Below are 18208 nucleotides of genomic sequence, written 5' to 3' on the forward strand. Positions count from 1 at the left end.
AGCGTTTCAATGAATGCTTAAATCTATCGCTTCAATTCCAGAATCGACGTTTCCTTCTTGTTTTCCATCATGTCGATCACCCTGCAGTCCGAGCACATTTTCAAACGGTCGATATTGCCTGCGAAAGCGCCATGCAACGACAGCTTGGACACCATGGTTTCGATCATGCGCAAGGTGCCGAACGGTTTGCTGCAGCGGATACAGTGATACGGCTGCGCCTCATTCAGCGTGGCCGGCTGCCTGGCCGCATCACTGAGCAGCAGGCGCGGCGACAGGCTGATCGCGTTTTCCGGACAGGTCTTTTCGCACAGACCGCACTGCACGCAATTCTTTTCAATGAAGCGCAACTGCGGCAGATTGGGATTGTCGAGCAGCGCCGATTCCGGGCAGGCGCCGACACAGGACATGCACAATGTGCAGGCCGAAGCGTTAACTTTCACCTGACCGAAGGGCGCGCCAGCAGGCAGGGGAATCTCTTCCTTGGCTGCCGGTGCATGCTTGAGCAAATGCTCGAAAGCAAAATCCAGCGTGCTGCGTTTTTCCGCACCGATGTTGTACGTGGCGCGCATGGCAGGCACCTGCGCCGGCTGCAGCTTGTGCAACTGGGCATCGAGTTCCGCCGGTGTCGTTGCGCGCAGCAAGACAATATGCTGCCCCTGGTAGCCTAGACCCGACAGGATCGTTTGCGCAATCCCGATCTGCGCTTCCAGCGCGTCCAGGTATTGCGGTGCTTCGTCGCCGGTGCTCAGCACCAGCACGTTGGTGGCGCCGTAGCACAGTGCGCTCAGCCAGGACTCCATGCCGACCGATGCCACATGATGCAGGTCGACCGGCATCACGCGCGCAGGCATGCCTTGCACCGAGCCGATGGCAGCCAGCCGGCCGAAACGGTTGATCAGATCCGCGCCCTGTTCCTGGTTATGCAACAGCAATGCTGCCTGTTTGCCGCCGGCTTTTGCATACGTGGACAGCAAGGTCTTGATCCGTATGCCGAGATCGGACGCACGTGGATACGCATAGCTCAATGCGCCGGACGGACAGACCGTGGTGCAGGCGCCGCAGCCGACACACAGGTTGGGATTGACCTTGATGTGATTGCCGTTGTGCGCAATCGCTTCTGCCGAGCACACTTCGACGCAGGCATTGCAGCCGACCGTCTGGTTGCGGCTGTGTGCGCAAATCTTTTCCTTGTAGACGAAAAACTTGGGCTTGCTGAACTCGCCGACCAGCTGGGTCAGCTGCATTGCCTGTTCGGTTTGCCTGAATGGGTCGGCACCGGGCGCGAAATAGCCCTGCGGCGGCTGATGCAGTGTAATCAACGGCTGATCGGACAAGTCGAACACCAAATCAAATTCGCCGCTGCGCGCGGTGTCCTCGCGCTGGAAGTCGATTGCACCGATCGCACCGCAAGCCTTCACGCAGTCGCGGTGCGAGGTACAGGCAGCCAGGTTGATCTGGTAGTCGAGGCCGATGGCATTTTCAGGACAGGCGTTAATGCAGGCATTGCAACGCGTGCACAATTCCAGGTCGATCGGGTTGGCCTGCTGCCAGGTGATCTTGAATGCGCCGAGCCAGCCATCGATACGAACGGCGGTGCCGGAATACGTCGGATAATTGCGATCCTGAAGCAGCGTGTCCGCATTGCCGGAGGTCACCAACACATTCACGCTGAGCTGGCTGCTCAATCGCTTTGCCCAAGGCAGTACGCGATCGGCGGGACCGACCAGCAGCACGTTGCCGCTGGAATCGTACTCGACGGTTGGCACCGGTTCTGGATCAGGCAATGCGGCGTCGGCAAGCAGTGCCGCCATTTTTGGCAGGGATTGCTTGGCCTCTTTGCCCCAGCCGCCGGTTTCTCGCAAGTTGACGAAGCGGATCGGCGCGGCCGCCGGCTTTTGCTCTGCGAGCTCGGAAAATAGCGCCTGTTCCTGCGTACAGCCGACGACCAGCTGATCGCCACCTTGTGATTGCACGCTGTCAAGATAAGCGCCGACCTCGCGCCTGCACAGTTGCGTCGCGGGATGAATGCTGCAGTCAAGCGCGGCGCCAAGTGTTGCGCCTGCCGCCGCGTCAAGCGGCATCGTCTGGTTACAGCTGCAGACTTTAAACTGGGTTGTCATGTGAAGCCTGGTCCGGGGTGTTGTCTACGTCATCGTCGATGTCGGATGATGCAAGTTCGTTATCGACTGCTTTGTGTTCAAGCTGCTCTGCTTGCACGCTCGCTTCCTCTGCCGGCGGCGGTGTCTGCAACAGGCGCATCAACGGATGCTCCAGTTGCGACAGCGGATCGAGCAATCCCTTCGCATGGTTGAGCGCGGCCAGCATCGCGGGTGGAATGGGATCGAATTTGTTGTAGTCCTCGATATAAACATCGAGGCCGTCCATCACATTGAAATGTGGATCGGTGAACAGTTTTTTCATGGCGGAGCGCCGCACATTTTCATCGACCCCACGCGCGACGAACGGCGTGAAGTCGGAGTCGGATGTGAGTGTCGCGACATCTTCAATGGTCGGCGGCGGCTTCGGCAACGCATCCGTCACCGGCTGCGATACCGATACAGATGCCGGTACTGCGATGGCGGCCTGTTTTTCCTCAGCCGCTTCCGCATTGCGTTTGCTCCAGCGCGCAAAGAAGCTTTCAGCTTCCATGGCTGCCTCCTTCGGCACGTGCCATCTGATCGACGCCGGCGCCGCCTTCAAACGAAGGTTTGCGCCGCTTCTTTTTGACTTCGGGACGATAGTGCTGCTGAACGAAGGCGCCCAGATGCGCGACGATGTCCGGCGAGGCCGGCAGGGTATCGACCTGTTCGCCGCCATCCATCAGCCGCGCGGCTTCATTGTAGGACAGGGTGACTTGTTTGGGTACCGCGACTTCGGTGCCGTCGATGTCCTCAAGGCGCCACATGATGAACCAGCAGGGCGCGGGGGAATCGATGTTAAGAAAATACCCTTCGGCTTCGTCGGTATAGAGGCGGACTTCGTAGCCGCCGAAGAGCCAGCGCGCGTCGGCCTCGTCGTTACGTAAACAGCGTCCGCCACCGTCTTGCAAACCGGAATCTGCCGATATCTCTATCGGCTTCCACTGGATGGGTTGCCAACGGTTTGCAAGCGGTACGCGCTGCATCACCACGGCTACCTTGAGTGCATCTGTCTCCATGTACTCCGCTGGTGCTTTGCACCTATGTTATGTATCAGAACATATTGTGCAATATTGCGCCAAAAAACAGATTTGTGCACGAGTGTTTACAAGACGTTGCCTGTTAGACAAATTTGCTGCAGTTCGAAGCGCCCGGCGTTATCGGCCGGATGGCTGAAATCCGGCATGAAAAAAGAACGCCCTTCGAATGAGGAAGGGCGTTGCAGATGTCAGTAGAGGCACACTGTTAATCGGTGGCTCAGTGAATCAAAGGCGAAGGGCTAAAGAATGACGGGGTTTTGCTGCGCCGCACCAGGTCGCGCATGAACCCCGCATCAGTCGTTCTTGATCACGATACTAGGGAACTTGCTGCTCATGTCCTTGGCTTTCTCTGCCACCTTGACGGCGACCTTGCGCGCAATGGTCTTGTAAATCGCCGCCACTTGGCCATCCGGATCGGCGACGACCGTCGGCTTGCCCGAATCGGTCTGCTCGCGGATCGACATTGTCAGCGGCAGCGCGCCGAGGAACTCCACACCATATTCGGCGCACATCTTCTCGCCGCCACCCTGGCCGAAAATCGGTTCGGCATGGCCGCAGTTGGAGCAGATGTGCATGCTCATGTTTTCAACAATGCCGAGGATGGGGATGCCAACTTTCTCGAACATCTTGAGACCCTTGCGCGCATCCAGCAGCGCAATGTCCTGCGGTGTGGTGACGATCACCGCGCCGGTAACAGGCACTTTCTGCGACAAGGTCAGCTGCACATCGCCGGTGCCCGGCGGCATGTCGACGATCAGGTAATCCAGGTCGCGCCAGTTGGTCTGTTCGAGCAATTGCTGCAACGCCTGCGTGACGATCGGGCCGCGCCAGACCATGGGCTCGTCCGGATCGATCATGAACCCGATCGACGACACCTGCAGCCCGTGGTTTTCCAGAGGTTCCATGGTTTTGCCGTCCACTGTTTCCGGGCGCCCATTGATACCCATCATCATCGGCTGTGAGGGGCCGTAGATATCAGCATCCAGGATGCCGACGGTGGCGCCTTCGGCGGCCAGTGCGAGCGCCAGGTTGACGGCGGTGGTCGATTTGCCGACCCCACCCTTGCCGGACGCCACGGCAATGATGTTCTTCACATTGGGCATCAGCTTGACGCCGCGCTGTGCGGTATGGGCAATGATCTTCGAATACACGTTGACGCTGACATTGCCGGCGCCTTCGACACCGCGCACTGCGGCAATGGTGGCCTTGCGGATGAGGTCCAGCTGGCTCTTGGCTGGATAGCCGAGTTCGACGTCCAGCATGACATCGGCGCCGTCGAGACGGATGTTTTTGGCGGATTTGGAGCTGACCAGATCCTTGCCGGTATTGGGATCGATGACTTGCGACAAGGCGGCTTTGACGGTTTCAATCGAGATGCTCATTACTTCTCCTCATAGATGCGCAAAGTCTAAACCAGATTGCAGCGGATGCGCTTGCAAGTTTTTCCGGATCGGCCTTGCCAGTGTGCCACGCCGTTATCATGACTGTTCGACAGATAAACGATGCACGACTTACAATGTCCCCTACCGTCCCTACGAAGTTCCAATGAATGCTTCCATGACGATCGATACTCAACAGATTACCGGACTGATCCTCGCCGGCGGCCGCGGCTCCCGCATGGGGAGCGTGGACAAGGGCCTGCAGAATTTCCGCGGCGTGCCGATGGTATTGCATGTCATCATGCGCCTGTCGCCGCAGGTTGGCGCCCTGATGATCAACGCCAATCGAAACCTTGGTCCGTATGAGGGTTTTGGCTTGCCGGTCTGGCCCGACCAGCTCACGGGTTTCGAAGGGCCGCTTGCCGGCTTGCAGACGGGCCTGTCGCAGTGCGATACCGACTACCTGGTGACGGCGCCCTGCGACTCGCCTTTTCTGCCACAGGATTTGGTCGAACGCCTGTTCCGGGCACTGACCGACAACGATGCGGACCTCGCGGTTGCCGTCACCGAGGAAGAGGGCAGGCGCCAGCCGCATCCGGTGTTTTGCCTGATGAAAGCGTCGGTACTGCCGAACCTGACTGCCTTCCTGCAATTGGGCGAGCGCAAGATCGACAAGTGGTACCGATCACTCAAATTCGTCGAAGTCATGTTTCCCGACGAAACCGCTTTCCGCAACATCAACACCCTCGACGAATTGCGTCGCTTCGAAAATACCTGAACCCATGCCCAGCCTTTCAGAAGTCATCAGCTGCCTGTCGGGCTACGACCCGAATGCCGTGCCCGTCGCACAAGCGCAGCAAATCATCCGCGATGTGGTCGCGCCCGTGCAGGCTGTGGAAAAAGTCGCGATCCGTTCGGCGCTTGACCGGGTTCTTGCGCAAGATATCGTGTCGCCGATCAATGTGCCGCAGAATGACAATTCGGCAATGGACGGTTATGCAGTCTGCGGCGGGGATCTCGATACAAACGGTCCGACCGTGCTGAAAGTGGTCGGCACTGTGCATGCGGGCGGGCGCTTCGATGGCGCGGTGAATCAAGGCGAGTGCATTCGTATCATGACCGGCGCACCGATGCCGGCGCGCTGCGATACCGTGGTGCCGCAGGAATTTACCGAAGCTGCCAATGCCACGGCGGTGACTATTCCTGCAGGCGTCGTCAAAACCGGCGACAACCGGCGCCTGCAAGGCGAAGACCTGATGGCGGGCAAGCCTGCATTATTCAAAGGCAAGTGCCTGCGTCCCGCCGATCTCGGTCTGCTGGCGTCGCTCGGTTTTGCGGAAGTGCCGGTGCAGCGCCGTTTGCGTGTCGCTTTTTTCTCGACCGGCGATGAACTGCGTTCCATCGGCGAACCGTTGGACGCCGGTTGTGTCTACGATAGCAACCGCTACACGCTGTACGGCATGCTGACACGGCTTGGCTGCGACATCGTCGACATGGGTGTGATCCGGGACGACCCTTCCTCTCTGGAACAGGCATTCCGCACCGCATGCGAAAACGCCGACGCCGTGATCACATCCGGCGGTGTATCGGTCGGTGAAGCCGATTACACAAAGCAAATGATGGCGACGCTGGGCGATGTGACGTTCTGGAAAATCGGCATGCGGCCCGGACGCCCAATGGCATTCGGCAAGATTTCCTCGAATGGCAGGAGCGCTTACCTGTTCGGCTTGCCGGGCAATCCGGTTGCGGTGATGGTGACCTTTTACTTCTTCGCCCGCCAGGCGCTGCTGCGCATGATGGGCGCGGATGATACGCCATTGCCGCTGATGCGCGCCGTGTCCGAGTCGGCGATCCGCAAGAAGCCCGGACGTACCGAATATCAGCGCGGCATCCTGACCGTTGGTGAGGATGGCCTGCAGCGCGTGCGCATTACGGGCGCACAGGGATCCGGCATTCTGCGTTCGATGTCCGAAGCCAACTGCATGGTCGTCCTGCATCACGAACAGGGCAGCGTCAATGCCGGTGATCCGGTTGACGTCCTGCTGTTCGAAGGCCTGGTATAAGCAGGCTGGTGCCACTGCGTTCATGCGCCGCTGCGGCGCGCTGGCAGTGGTGCAATCGATGTTCCTGTCTTCCCCTCTCATCGCATCGATGGCGGCTCAATGCCCTTCAATGACAGCCCGTTGCGCGTCTATGCCGCCTCTTTTCCGTTCCTTAGTTTGACAATGGTTTAGCTTCGCGTCGTCAGTTGCCGGATTCGGGCTTTCATAGGAACAGGGTCTGCCCTTCCATGTCCAACAAGTCAGCCGAGAGCGCCGTGCATCTGCACGACCGTATCCGGCCAATCTTGGGACGTGACATGATCAAGCCGGAGCAAATACATATACTCGAAGCGAGCCTGGGCGGCGAAAGCACCAGGACCATGGAGGACATCAAGTCCTCACCCGCCATCCTGCCGAAATTGCCGCACGATGCAATGGTCATCATTCCGGTGCGTTACCTCGTGCTTTTTCCCGGCATGATCGTGCCGATCAGCATGGGCCGCGAGGCGTCGATCGCCGCGGCGCGGGAAGCGGTGCGCACCGATCGCGAGATCGGCTTGCTACTGCAGCACGACTCTGAAGTTGACACGCCACGTGCCGATGAGTTGTACCAGGTTGGTACGGCCGCCAGCATCATGCGCTATATCACTTCCGAAGAGGGTGGGCATTACATCGTATGCCAGGGGCAACAGCGGATCCGCGTGCTGGAATTCCTGGAAGGATTTCCATTTTTGGTAGCGCGTGTCGAACGGATCGAGGATTCTATCGACGACGGCAATGCCATCGAAGCACGGATGATTCCCCTCAAGCAGTTAACCGCGGAAGTCATTGATTTGTTGCCGCAGGCCTCCGCCGAACTGGTTGCCGCAACGCAGAACATGGGCTCCGCTACCGCGCTTGCCGACTTTGTTGCGGGACTGGTTGACCTGCCCTTGCAACAGAAACAGGAAATCCTGGAAACCGATGACTTGTCTGCGCGCCTAGACAAGGTGCTCGATGCATTGTCCGCGCGCCTTGAAGTGCTGCGCCTGTCCGAGGAAATCAGCGCCCAGACCAAGGAAAGAATGGAAGACCGCCAGCGCGAGTTCCTGCTGCGCGAGCAACTCAAGACCATCCAGGATGAACTTGGTGAAGCAGAAAGCGTGAATGCCGAGCTCGACAAGCTTTCCGAAGGCATTGCCCGCGCAGCAATGCCGCAAGACGTCGAAGCGCATGCCCGCAAGGAGTTGCAGCGCCTCAAGCGCATGCCCGAAGCGGCAGCGGAATATTCGATGCTCTGCACGTATCTGGAATGGATGACGGAATTGCCCTGGGCGATCAGCAGCGAAGACCGCATCGATATTGCAGCCGCGCGCAATATTCTTGATGAAGACCATTTCGGCCTGCTCAAGGTCAAGCGCCGCATCCTCGAACATCTCGCGGTGCGCAAGCTTAATCCGGGAGGAAAGAGCCCCATCCTGTGTTTCGTCGGTCCACCCGGTGTCGGCAAAACCTCGCTCGGCCAGAGCATTGCCCGTGCGACCGGACGCAAGTTTGCCCGCGTGAGCCTTGGCGGCGTGCATGACGAAGCCGAGATCCGCGGCCACCGCCGTACCTATGTCGGCGCATTGCCCGGCAATATCATCCAGGCGTTGCGTAAGGCCGGCACCAACAACTGCGTGGTCATGCTCGACGAGATGGACAAGCTCGGCAGCGGTGGCATGCATGGCGACCCGGCCGCGGCGTTGCTGGAAGTGCTTGATCCGGAACAGAACGGCAGTTTTCGCGACAATTATCTGGCCCAGCCTTTCGATTTATCCAAGGTGATGTTCATCGGCACGGCCAACATGCTCGACACCATCCCCGGCCCCTTGCTGGACAGGATGGAAGTGCTGCATCTGCCTGGATATACATCCGAGGAAAAAAAACAGATTGCACACCGTTATCTGATCCACCGGCAACTTGATGCTGATGGGTTGCGAGCGGAACAATGCCGGATCACCGATGACGCGATCGACGCCTTGATTCACGACTACACACGTGAAGCCGGTGTGCGCAATCTCGAACGCGAAATCGGCAATGTCTTCCGGCACGTGGCAATGCGGGTGGCAGAAGGATCGGCGCAGCAGGTGACGGTCGATGCAGGCGATCTGGTCGACATCCTTGGACCGGCAAAATTTGAAAGCGAGCTGGCTCTCCGTACCAGCCTGTCGGGGGTGGCCACCGGGCTCGCGTGGACACCGGCCGGCGGCGATATCCTGTTCATCGAGGCCAGCCGCATGCCCGGTTCCGGCAAGCTGATCCTCACCGGTCAGCTTGGCGATGTCATGAAGGAAAGTGCGCAGGCCGCACTCACGCTGGTCAAGGCACACGCCGCTGAACTCCAGGTCGATCCCGAGGTCTTCGACAAACATGACATCCATGTGCATGTGCCTGCCGGTGCAATGCCCAAGGACGGGCCCAGTGCCGGCGTGGCGATTTACGTTGCGCTCGCTTCGCTGGTGCGCGACAAGCCGATCAGCCACGATTGCGCGATGACCGGCGAGATCAGCCTGCGCGGCCTGGTGCTGCCGGTGGGCGGCGTCAAGGAAAAAGTCCTCGCCGCGCTGCAGGCCGGTATCAAGGTCGTCATGCTGCCGGCCCGCAATCGCAAGGACATGGACGATATTCCCGAAGCCGCGCGCAAGGGATTGCGCTTCGTCTGGCTGGAAACGGTGGACGATGCGCTGCATGAAGCCATCGGTCACCTGATCATTGGAGATACCGTATGAAGTGGGAACTCGATCACCAACCGCAGCAACAACTGCAACCACAACCGCAACAGCGCAGCGAACCCGTACGCCAGGACGTATGGCCGCCGGTGCAGCAATTTCCGTTCACTATGCCAAGCGGATTAGTTACCTTTCGCTATTCATCGACGGAAGTGTTTTCGCAGGACGGCCAGGTACACGTCAAAATGCATGAGACGCGCTATCAGGATGGCAGGCTCAGCTCGCAGGAATGCGAAGGCTCGATCAACCGTGACGCTTACCAGCGCATGGTCAGCGAAGCACAATCCCAATTCCTGAACCAGATGTTTGGCGTCGCCCGTTTGCTGCTTGGGCCGTTCATCCGCTGAGCTGCCGGGTCCAGTCGAGATTGAATTGCGCTTCAGCCAAGCGCCAGCATCATCCGCTGCGGTAAGCGCGCATTGACCATGGGTGCATACGCAATGTCCTGTGGCATGAGCCGCACACGCGTGCGGCTAAATAGTGTAGCCAGCGTCTGTGTGGCAAGCGCCACGGAAAAATGCCGGGCAGCGCATTCATGGATGCCTGTGCCGAAGCTCAAGTGCTTGTCGTTGTTTGTGCGAACGGGGTCGAATTGCTCGGGGCGTTCGAAGACCGCCGGATCGCGATTGGCGGCCGCCATCACCACCAGTACCGCATCGCCTCGCTGCAAGACTTGCCCCCCGAGACGCACATCGTCCGCCATGATTCTGCGCGTATTGTGAATCGGCGGATCGAAACGCAGGGTTTCCACCACCAGTTGCTCGCAGGTTTTCCGGTCGGGCGTTGCTCCGGCCGAAAGATGCCGCAACGCCTGCAGCATCGCATTGCCAAGCAAGCCACGCCCTGCATCGACGCTCTGGATAAGCAGGCCGATCAGGTTGACCGCATGCGTGTCGAGCGCATCCTGGTCCTGTGCCAGCGTCCGAAGCAAGGGGTGGGCAAGAATATGGCGTCTGGCGATTGCCAGTGCCGACTCCGCAGCATCGCTGGCTTCCTTTGCTTGTGCCGCCGTCTTCTCGGGCAGCATGACTTTTGTCAGTGGTTCCGTCTGTGGAAGCAGCAACGCGATGTCGCCTTCGGTAAATCCCAACCCTTGCATGACGGCCATTGCCGGCAGCTTGCGGCATACCGTATCGACCCAATCGATTTCTTTTGAAGCACCCAGCAGGCGCGACAGCATGGCGTCGATGGCAAGCGGCTGCAGCTGGGCAAGCAAACCCATCACTGACTGGCGCAATACCGGATGCACTGGCGGATTGGCAACACGTGCCAGCCGCGCGACCAGCATGCGCGCCGCCTCGTTGAGCGCCTGGTTCTTTTCTGTATGTTGCGGCGGGATCATGGCAGCGGGATGCTGCAACAAGGCCGTACACTCGTTGTAGCCGTACACCGCCCATACGTGGTCTTCGGGACTCCAGCTGACAGGCTGCTGCGCACGCCGCGTTGCGTAAAGGGGATAGGGATCGGTGACTTCGGATTGCAGGAATAACACCTTGCTCATGATTGCCATGTTTTCTCCAGTTTGTACTGTTGATCAGACGTTAGCCGCGCGTCACGGCAGGAAAATGTTGTGGTGCCTGCTGCCTGTCGAACAGGCCGTAGTCGCGCAGTACGTTTGCGCACCAGATACGCTCCGAGGCGGCTGGTGGTAAAAGCTGTTCGACCGATGCCGCATCGGTTTCCCACAGGTCGATGTGTTTGCCAGGAGTAACCAGACTGTCAAATCGTTTGTTGCATGGGATGCTGGGATTGGCAGGATGTTCATGCATTACAAGGAGCGGGCTGTTTTCCGCTCGGGATGTCCCGGCATCGACCATGCGTACGACACGTAGCCGATAGTCGTCGAACACTGAAGCCCGTCCGGCTTCCTGGGCAGCATGGTGTTCGCCATGATTGCGCCATTGCACCAGCGCGGCTTCGGTTTGCCAGAGCGACAGGGAAAGTATCCAGCCAGAGTGCGTCATGCTGCAGAAGCGTTCGATCGACACAAAGCCGGGTATTTCATCAAGGCGCGGACGCAGGGCGGCGGCCGTATCCAGATAGTGCTGATAACCGCTGGCGGATGGCAATACTTCAAACACGACTGCATACATGGTGACCTCCGTTGTCCATTCTCCGTTGCTGATGGAGGAATGATACGATGGTGACCTCTCCGATATTTCATCCTGAGGTGAAGCATGGAATCCGCCGTACAGATTGCAAAGGTCGCCGCCCTGCTCGGCGAACCGGCGCGCGCCGCGATGTTATGGCAACTGATCGATGGTCGAGCCCGACCCGCTGGCGAGCTTGCCTTTGCGGCCAATGTCTCGGCGCAATCCGCCAGCGGCCACTTGTCCAAGTTGGTCGAAGCGGAATTGCTGCAGGTGGAAACCCAGGGGCGGCACCGCTACTACCGGCTTGCCAGCCATACGGTTGGCGTGGCGCTGGAGTCGCTGGCGGCGATTGCCCCGCGTCCCGCGCTGAAACCAGTGCCGGCCTCGCGCGGTACACCACCGGCCATGCGTTTTGCCCGTACTTGTTATGACCATCTCGCTGGAGAACTGGCTGTCAGCCTGCTCATGCAGATGGAGCAGAAAGCCCTGCTGACGCGCAGCGAAAAAAACTTTGACGTTTCCGCAAAGGGTGAAAAGGCCTTCGCCCGGCTTGGCATGGACTTGTCAGCATTGCGAGGAACAAAGCGTCAGTTCGCCTGCGGTTGTCTCGACTGGAGCGAACGTCAGTTCCATCTTGGCGGCGCACTGGGTGCCGCGCTGTTGCAACGCATGCTGGATGAAAAATGGTTGTTGCGCGGACAGCAGGCGAGGGTGCTGCAATTGACGCCGGTCGGGAGCACGGGTCTGAAGGACGTGTTTGGGATACGGTTGTAGCGCATGACAGCGGACCCGCCGGTGCATCAGGCGAGGCCCGCCCCATGGCTACGGAGTTCACTGACGTAGTCGATAATGTCTATCCCAGGCAGACGTCGCCTGCTTGCGCCGAGCGGCTTCCGGCAAGGGGAAGATTACTTTCGCCACGATAGGCAAACACCACTGAATTCTTCACTGCAGCGCCATTATTTTTTCCCGCTGCATGGAACAGACCGCTGTGGAAGAACAGCACATCTCCCTGTTCCAGTTCCACCGTCGACCCGCCGGCAAAGATCGCCTGGTTCTCTTGCACATCCGGCCGCAGGAAATCGAGCTCGTCGAGTTGGGAGCGCTTGATGTCCAGCCGGTGGGAACCAGGAATCACCTTCAGTGCGCCGTTGGCTTCCTTTTCGCTGCCGAGCGCCAGCCAGACCGAGATCAATTCATTACGGGTAAACGACCAGTAACGGATATCGCGATGCCAGCCCGTCGCGGTGCCGAAGTTGGGGTGCTTGGTCATCACGCAATTGTGGTGTGCCAGCGTCAGGCACACCGGTTCGCCGAGCAGTTCGCGCAACCATTCAATGAGACGAGGATCTTCGGCCCATGCGCGAAACGACGGATCGCGCTGGTACGCGGCACGCAGCCGGCGCACGGTCCGGCCACCCGGTGCATCAAGCGAAGCGGGCGCGCCGGCGTAACCGACTTCGGCTTCGTATTCGACCGGCGCCAGCGCTTGCTGCAGATGCGCCTGCGTTACGGCCAGCATGCTTGCGCAAGCCGCTGGTGATGCCAGCTTCCTGAAAACCAAGTAGCCATCCGTCCTGAACTGTTCAATCTGTGCTGCTGAAAGCGACATGCCGCATATCCTCCTGAGGTACTCTACGTTAGCGCAAAAACCACAGTTTTGGGGACAACTTTGATGGCAAATTGGCGATCTGAGCGAACGCCGGCCGTCGATCCATGGAAAAGAATCTACGTGGTATTGACTAAAATAGCTCTATCGACCCTGGCCGAAATACCGGCCGCCGGCAGTCGCCTGATGATGGCGTTCGGCCAGCGCCCACAGCTTGTTGCCATTGCGGGTGCGATGATCGAAAGGTTTCTTTTGCCCGGCCACGACAGCATCGCTTTCACCGAGTGCCGCCTGAATATTAGCCTTGAAGGCTTCGCGGAATTCCGAAGAAAAGCAGGAAGAGGTGTTGCCGCCGACGACGATGGTCATCGTATCGCCGGATTGCACAAAGCCGCATGACGCCAATACCGGGGAGGTCATCAGTGCGGAAACGAAAAACAGGGCAATGCTGGCTTTGGACATGTCGGCTCACAATAGAACTATGCAAGGCATGCCAAAGGTAGAGGCTTGGCTTCGCTTCGGAAGGCGGCCCCGCTACCGTGAGAGGAAATCCTCTGTTAGGCCGGAAGCTTTGCGTCCCGGTCTTTCGACCGGTTTGCCCCGCGGTGATGGAAGGGTTTTAGCGCAACCACATTGCTCTTTAACAGATCACAGGTAAAGAACCAGCGCCGTAGTGAAAACCTTCAAGTTGACGAAAGTATAGCAGTTTGCGAATTTGTGTCTTGCAGGCAATATTTTGAGCATGCCTGCAAGAGGAAAGAGAAGGATGTCAGGGCGGGTTTCTGGTGTCGGGCTAAGGCTTGAACAATTTTTTTACCATTCCACCCAAGCCTTGGGCAGCGGTACCGACACCCTGCGTCAAGCCTTCCAGGCTGATGCCGAGACTCTCGGCCACTGCGGTGCCGATACGCCGGTTGATGCTGTCATTAAGCGAAAATCGCGGATCATCGAGATTGCCATCCAGGCTGAAATCGATACGGATCTGGTCGTGACGGTTCTTCAAGCTGGCAATGACCGCCTGGCGTGGTACACCCATGAAAGTGCCGAAGGCACCACCCGCCGGCGCCAGTTCCAGTCCCGTCAATGTCACGGTGCCTGGCGCATGCAGACGGTTGCTGCGCACGGTCGACTTCAGTTTCAGGTCCAGCGTCCCGCGTCGCACACCGGTTTCCGAGGCCTTGATCAGGTAAGGCTGCAGTGCGATCAGATCCACCCCCTGCAGCTTGGTAGTGATTTCGGAGTTCCGGTCAGCGATTTCGGCCCAGCCGTCGATCAGCAATTTGCCGTTGCGCTTCACGCCCTTGATCGAACCGTCAAGTTGGATGCGGGTACGGCCTGAAAGCGCCGGCAGGTGCAGGTCATCAATCCGTGCATGCATTTGCTCGATCCGGGTTTTGTGCGCCGGCTGGCGGACAGTCGCGTCATAGAATTCAAGCTCGCCCTGACGCAGTTCGATAAGGCCGATGGAAATCGGGGTGCCGGCGGATGCCGGCTGCCCCGCTTGCGCAGATTTTTCAAGCAGGCTGGGCAACACCCGCAGCTTGCCGTCGCGGGAGCGCAACACTGAGACATAGGCACGGTCGACCGTGATACGGCGTACATGCACGCGCGCAGAAAACAGGCCGATCAGATCCGGCTCGATCACCACCCGGTCTGCCCGCAAGGCATCCGCCACCGGCCATCCCTTGGGACTGGCGATACGTATACCGCGCACCTCGACCGCTGACCAGCCGACGAGCACCTCGGCGACTTCGCTATCCGGTCCGAGTGCCTGAAGCACCTGTTCCTTCAATACCTTGGTGGCGACATGCAATCCCGCAAAGGCCGCGATGGCAAGCAGGCTCAGCACGGCAAGCGTGGCGACAGCCACGCGCTGATAGGTTTTTTTGTTCATCTCCCTCATACCGGCCCGCTTGCATGCTTACTTATCGAGTCAACCGTAGCGCGCCGGTTCCTGTTCTGATCTGCGTCGGCACAGTATGCCACGCGCCGTTGCCGCTTAGCGAGCGAGCCGGAAATCCACGGTCCCGGGGCGACCTGGCAAATCGAGGCTGGCGCGTACGGCGGGTGACTGGCTGATGACGCGCCCGCGCCGGATCACATAGCGTCTTGCCGCCCGCAGGCGGATCGCTTCGATCGGATCGCCGGCGTCAAGAATGACCAGATCCGCATGGCAGCCGGGTTGCAAGCCATAGTCTTCCAGCCCGAGAATGCGGGCCGGGATTTCCGTCACCGCGTTGAAGCAGGCCAGCATGCCTTCCTGACTGGTCATCTGCGCGACATGCAAGCCCATATGCGCGACTTCCAGCATGTCGCCGGAGCCCAGCCCGTACCAGGGATCCATAACGCAGTCATGACCGAAAGCGACGTCGATGCCGGCCGCCATCAGTTCCGGCACCCGTGTCATGCCGCGCCGCTTCGGATACGTGTCATGACGGCCCTGCAGCGTGATGTTAATGAGCGGATTGGCAATTGCGGCGACACCGGCTTCACGAATCAACGGCAGCAGCTTGCTGACGTAGTAGTTATCCATCGAATGCATCGAGGTCAGGTGAGAACCGGCGACGCGTCCATGCAGGCCGAGCCGGTTTGCATGGTAGGCCAGGGTTTCGATATGGCGAGACAGCGGATCGTCGGATTCGTCGCAATGCATGTCGACACGCAAGCCCTTGTCGGCGGCGAATTCGCACAGCAGCCGCACCGATTCGGCACCGTCGGCCATGGTCCGTTCGAAATGCGGTATGCCGCCGACCACATCGACGCCCATCGCGATCGCGCGCTTGAGATTGTCGAACGCGGTCGGGCTACGCAACAGGCCATCCTGCGGAAACGCGACCAGCTGCAGGTCGATATACGGCGCGACACGGCGCTTCACTTCCAGCAGCGCCTCGACCGCCAGCAGGCGATCGTCACAGACGTCGACATGGGTACGAATTGCCAGCAGGCCGCGTGCCGCCGCCCAGTCGCAATACTGCATCGCCCGTTCGATCAGTGCTTCCTGCGCCAGCATCGGCTTCAATTCGCCCCACAAGGCAATCCCTTCGAGCAGCGTGCCCGACTGGTTGACACGCGGTAGCCCATAGCTGAGCGTCGCGTCCATATGGAAATGCGCATCGACGAAAGGAGGTGTCACCAGGTCACCGCCAGCATCGATTTCCTGCCTCGCATGCAAGGCGAGATCGGTACCGATAGCGGCAATACGGCCTGCGACAATGGCAATATCAGCCCGGGTACGATCGGGCAGCGTGGCGTCGCGAATAATCAGATCCATGCGGTTTCCCTGTTTTCTAGTCGGTCAGTATGTCCGTTATTGCTGGCCGCCGGCAGGCATGGACGCGCCGAAATCCTTGCAGAATCGGACGTCGTCATCATGGCCTTCGCTACCGCAGATTTCGCAGATGCGTGCGCGCCGGCGCAAGCTCGCGGTCAGGTTGAGCCGCTGCGTCGTCATCTCGGTAGTTACAATACCGGCCGCGAGCGCCCCTTCCAAAATTAAATTCACTCTTGCTGGTACGGAGGCAGGCCGGTACCGCAGCGCTTACAGTAGTTGGCGTCAGCATCCAGCCCCGATGTGAGGCACTCCGGGCAAGTACGTGTCGTTAGCCGATTACCGACTCTTTGCACTGTCATCTCCGTGGTGATGATGCCCGTGGGGACAGCGAGAATGCTCCAGCCTATTAACATTGTGAAGGAAGCGACTGCCCGACCAGCGGAACTTATGGGGGCGACATCACCATAGCCAACTGTAGTAACAGTGGTAATGGCCCAATATACCGAAGTCGGAATGCTGCTGAAATTTGTGCCAGGTCCGCCCTCAATCACGTAGAGCAAGGTGCCATTGAAAATGACAATGATGACCACCACCGATAGGAAGATAAAAATCTTGCGCCGACTGGCCACCAGCGCCTGGACAAGCATGGTGTATTCCTCGACGTATTGGGTCAGCTTCAGCAGGCGGAACATGCGTAAAAGCCGCAGCAGGCGCAGATCGATCAGAGAATGCAGCTCCGGTATAAATAAGGCGGCATAAGTCGGAATAATCGACAGCAGGTCGATGACGCCAAAAAAACTGGTAGCGTAGCGTATCGGATGGCGTACGCAGGATAAGCGCGCAATGTATTCCAGAGTGAAGGCGATGGTGAAGATCAACTCGATCCGGTGGAGTGCAAGACCGTGTCTTTCACTGATTGCCTGGATACTATCTAGCATGACGACGAACACACTGATCAGGATGGCAGCAATCAGGCCAAAGTCGAACACTTTGCCGGCGCGCGTGTCTGCCTCGAAGATAATGACGAATAATCGCTCGCGCAAACCTGGCTCCGGCTTGCCAAGATAGGCAGAGGGATCGCTTTCAAAGCTCTGCTGCGTCTGGTACTTCTTCACACTTGTCACTGTCATTGGTTATTCCATTACGTCAATCTAGTCTTGAAACCTCTGTCTACCGGCGCCAACCGCCTTCCGGCGGGCCGAATGGCGCTGGCGGTAGTGGTTGCGAGGACGACAGGTCACGGTTCATTGAGGATTCAGGCAAGGGATTTTTGTTATGGGATGGGTGCTGGTAGCCGCTGGCAGATCGAGGGGGATCATTTGTCGGCCGCCTGTGCATAAAAAACGGCTAGCCAAACCGTGTCGGTACCATCATTCCTTGTCCATTCTACGCGGTGGCGTTCGCCCGCCGGAATAGTCACGTGGTCGCCTTCGGCGAGCAACAGCTTGCGGTCATCGCGTTCGAAGCGCAGGCAGGCTTCGCCTTTGAGCAGCAGCACCCATTCGTGTTCTGCCTGCTCATACCAGAATCCCGGGGAAGAACAATGGCCGCGCGATACGATACGCTCAATCCGCACCCCGCCAGCACCGGCCAAGGTTTGAATGAGTTCATCGGCAAGCGCGGCGGGAATGTCCTGATAAACATTCGCGATTCCGTGATTTTGCATATTGTGCATGGACTTGCTATTCCGCATTGATCGTCAGACGCCAAATTTAATTTGAAATTGCCGGTTACAGGAAAATTTATCGTCAAAAATGTCGGGATTCGGGCAAAAGAACGCAAGATAATTTGCCGAAACCTTGTCCATAATCCACATCCGTAACTTAACCACTTCATAACGCTGGCGCTTGCCGACATAACCGGACGTGCCGTCGACAGAGACTTCA

General features: G+C 58.8%; 18 protein-coding genes and 1 riboswitch. Of the genes, 5 read left to right on the forward strand and 13 right to left on the reverse strand.

The features are described from left to right. Positions 1-23 precede the first annotated feature (23 nt). The 4 genes from ACFQUU_RS11215 to apbC form a co-directional block, all read right to left on the reverse strand. Positions 24-2120 (reverse strand): 4Fe-4S binding protein, encoded by a 2097-nt coding sequence (locus tag ACFQUU_RS11215; RefSeq protein WP_382247001.1) that lies wholly within the window; start codon positions 2118-2120, stop codon positions 24-26. Beyond that, positions 2104-2649, reverse strand: a complete 546-nt coding sequence (locus ACFQUU_RS11220; protein ID WP_382247004.1) for a DUF3306 domain-containing protein — start codon at positions 2647-2649, stop codon at positions 2104-2106. Before ACFQUU_RS11220 ends, ACFQUU_RS11215 begins: the two co-directional genes overlap by 17 nt. Then, positions 2639-3157, reverse strand: coding sequence for a DUF3305 domain-containing protein (locus ACFQUU_RS11225; protein WP_382247007.1), 519 nt, complete (start codon positions 3155-3157; stop codon positions 2639-2641). The genes ACFQUU_RS11220 and ACFQUU_RS11225 overlap by 11 nt, the downstream gene beginning before the upstream one ends. 314 nt (positions 3158-3471) lie before the next feature. After that, positions 3472-4560, reverse strand: a complete 1089-nt coding sequence (gene apbC / locus ACFQUU_RS11230) for an iron-sulfur cluster carrier protein ApbC (RefSeq protein WP_382247010.1) — start codon at positions 4558-4560, stop codon at positions 3472-3474. Between the two features lie 175 nt (positions 4561-4735). On the opposite strand from apbC, the gene mobA reads away from it, so the two are divergent. The 4 genes from mobA to ACFQUU_RS11250 all read left to right on the forward strand — a co-directional run bounded on the left by mobA (position 4736) and on the right by ACFQUU_RS11250 (position 9696). Further along, complete coding sequence (gene mobA / locus ACFQUU_RS11235) at positions 4736-5335, forward strand: molybdenum cofactor guanylyltransferase MobA (RefSeq protein WP_382247012.1); 600 nt, start codon at positions 4736-4738, stop codon at positions 5333-5335. Between the two features lie 4 nt (positions 5336-5339). Next, on the forward strand, positions 5340-6620 hold the full coding sequence (gene glp / locus ACFQUU_RS11240) for a gephyrin-like molybdotransferase Glp (protein ID WP_382247015.1): 1281 nt from the start codon (positions 5340-5342) through the stop codon (positions 6618-6620). Between the two features lie 359 nt (positions 6621-6979). Continuing rightward, entirely contained in the window at positions 6980-9349 is a 2370-nt protein-coding gene (gene lon, locus ACFQUU_RS11245; protein ID WP_382247446.1) for an endopeptidase La, read from the forward strand. Continuing rightward, on the forward strand, positions 9346-9696 hold the full coding sequence (locus ACFQUU_RS11250) for a hypothetical protein (protein WP_382247018.1): 351 nt from the start codon (positions 9346-9348) through the stop codon (positions 9694-9696). The genes lon and ACFQUU_RS11250 overlap by 4 nt, the downstream gene beginning before the upstream one ends. A gap of 32 nt (positions 9697-9728) precedes the next feature. Here the strand turns inward: ACFQUU_RS11250 and ACFQUU_RS11255 are convergent, their stop codons facing one another. Continuing rightward, positions 9729-10859, reverse strand: a complete 1131-nt coding sequence (locus tag ACFQUU_RS11255; protein WP_382247021.1) for a cytochrome P450 — start codon at positions 10857-10859, stop codon at positions 9729-9731. A 31-nt stretch (positions 10860-10890) separates the two neighbouring features. Continuing rightward, complete coding sequence (locus ACFQUU_RS11260; protein ID WP_382247024.1) at positions 10891-11442, reverse strand: antibiotic biosynthesis monooxygenase family protein; 552 nt, start codon at positions 11440-11442, stop codon at positions 10891-10893. An 84-nt stretch (positions 11443-11526) separates the two neighbouring features. Between ACFQUU_RS11260 and ACFQUU_RS11265 the strand changes: the two genes are divergently transcribed. Then, positions 11527-12216, forward strand: a complete 690-nt coding sequence (locus ACFQUU_RS11265; protein WP_382247027.1) for an ArsR/SmtB family transcription factor — start codon at positions 11527-11529, stop codon at positions 12214-12216. Positions 12217-12295: 79 nt separating this feature from the next. On the opposite strand, the gene ACFQUU_RS11270 is transcribed toward ACFQUU_RS11265, so the two are convergent. The 7 genes from ACFQUU_RS11270 to ACFQUU_RS11300 form a co-directional block, all read right to left on the reverse strand. Continuing rightward, the gene (locus tag ACFQUU_RS11270) at positions 12296-13054 is read right to left on the reverse strand and encodes a phytanoyl-CoA dioxygenase family protein (protein WP_382247030.1); all 759 of its coding nucleotides are present in this window, start codon (positions 13052-13054) and stop codon (positions 12296-12298) included. A gap of 141 nt (positions 13055-13195) precedes the next feature. Then, positions 13196-13513 (reverse strand): hypothetical protein, encoded by a 318-nt coding sequence (locus ACFQUU_RS11275; protein ID WP_382247033.1) that lies wholly within the window; start codon positions 13511-13513, stop codon positions 13196-13198. Positions 13514-13572: 59 nt separating this feature from the next. Next, positions 13573-13661: riboswitch (cyclic di-GMP riboswitch) on the reverse strand. Between the two features lie 183 nt (positions 13662-13844). Further along, the gene (locus ACFQUU_RS11280) at positions 13845-14945 is read right to left on the reverse strand and encodes a DUF748 domain-containing protein (RefSeq protein WP_382247036.1); all 1101 of its coding nucleotides are present in this window, start codon (positions 14943-14945) and stop codon (positions 13845-13847) included. Between the two features lie 105 nt (positions 14946-15050). After that, on the reverse strand, positions 15051-16322 hold the full coding sequence (locus tag ACFQUU_RS11285) for an amidohydrolase family protein (protein ID WP_382247039.1): 1272 nt from the start codon (positions 16320-16322) through the stop codon (positions 15051-15053). Positions 16323-16358: 36 nt separating this feature from the next. Next, positions 16359-16553, reverse strand: coding sequence for a hypothetical protein (locus ACFQUU_RS11290; protein ID WP_382247041.1), 195 nt, complete (start codon positions 16551-16553; stop codon positions 16359-16361). Continuing rightward, a complete protein-coding gene (locus ACFQUU_RS11295) occupies positions 16550-17452 on the reverse strand; it encodes an ion transporter (RefSeq protein ID WP_382247044.1) in 903 nt (300 codons plus the stop codon). The genes ACFQUU_RS11290 and ACFQUU_RS11295 overlap by 4 nt, the downstream gene beginning before the upstream one ends. Before the next feature lie 185 nt (positions 17453-17637). Further along, entirely contained in the window at positions 17638-17997 is a 360-nt protein-coding gene (locus tag ACFQUU_RS11300) for a cupin domain-containing protein (protein WP_382247047.1), read from the reverse strand. Between the last annotated feature and the right edge of the window lie 211 nt (positions 17998-18208).

The sequence above is a fragment of the Herbaspirillum sp. GCM10030257 genome (assembly GCF_042666555.1).
Taxonomy (GTDB): domain Bacteria; phylum Pseudomonadota; class Gammaproteobacteria; order Burkholderiales; family Burkholderiaceae_D; genus Noviherbaspirillum.